We start from the raw sequence: 1158 nt of genomic DNA, 5'->3' as shown, positions 1-1158 counted from the left end.
TAATGGGCTTTGATCACGATCTACAGCGCTGTCACCGAGCCCCTGAGGCGATAACGATACAAAGCTTTGACGCGATTGATCAGCTTGACCGCATCGCACCGGCCTGGAATGCCCTGGCGCTGGAGAGTGTCCATCGTTCGCCGGTTCACTCCCACGCCTGGCTGGCCAGTTGGCTCGATGTGTATTGTCGGCAGGGGGAATGGCTGGTGGTGACGGCCCATCAGGGTGATCAGCTGCTGGCTGTGCTGCCGCTGGTGAAAAAAAGCGCCGGCCGTTTCGGTATCAGCTACAAGTATTTTCAGTTGCCCGGCAATCACCAGACCATCTCTGTTGATGGCCTGGTCAAGGTTGGTCACGAAGCGGTCCTGCAGCAGCTTTATGACCACATTTTTGCGCAGCACCCACACTGCTTATGTATCTACTATCAGCGGATTGATGCCGTATCGCCAACCCTGGAGTGGGTACTCAGCAACAAGCCGCATCATGTCGCCGCCCGCGTTGAGGCCACCGGTGGCGCGGTGGAAATATCCGGCGATTATGATGATTACGTCAAAACCCTCAAAAAAAACTTTCGCTCCAGCCTCAAACGCTTTCGCAACCGTCTGCAGGATGAACAGAACGTCACCTTCACCTACGCCGAAGATGCCTTTGACGCTGAAGCCTTTGCCGCCTTTTTGCAGTCCGAACATTCCGGTTGGAAAGGGGAACAGGGGACATCGATTTTGAGTAATGATGAGGACGTTGTCTTTTTCCGTACTCTCGGACAACGGCTGGCCGCTGTCGGTTGGCTGTCGTTGCAGTCTCTACGCAGTGATTCCGGAGTACTCGCCGCTAACTTTGCCGTCAATTTCAATCGCACTACCTTGTTATGGAAGCTGGGCTATTCCGATCAGCATGCTAAAATATCACCGGGAACCCTGCTCATGGATGATCTGCTCAGTCGCCGCTTTGCCGCCGGCTTTACCCGCGTCGACCTGCTCACCCATGAAGACTGGTATAACAATTGGGGCATGATCTTCCGCCCCTTTTACGACCTGCGGGTTTTCCGACCCGGCTTAACCGGACGCACGGCCGCCGCACTGGTCAGAACCAGATACCAACTGGCAAAGGTGAAGCAAGCGTTAGCCGCGCTGCTGAAGAAATAATGTGGTACGATAC

Annotated in this window: 1 protein-coding gene; it reads left to right on the top strand. The window is 54.9% G+C overall.

Annotation, left to right across the window (positions count from 1 at the left end):
- The coding region (locus AC6F7T_RS03670; RefSeq protein ID WP_500716628.1) for a GNAT family N-acetyltransferase at positions 1-1145 on the top strand (1145 nt) is incomplete at its 5' end.
- Positions 1146-1158 lie beyond the last annotated feature (13 nt).

It is taken from the genome of Pelovirga sp. (assembly GCF_059864205.1).
This window is presented reverse-complemented; position numbering and strand designations above follow the sequence as displayed.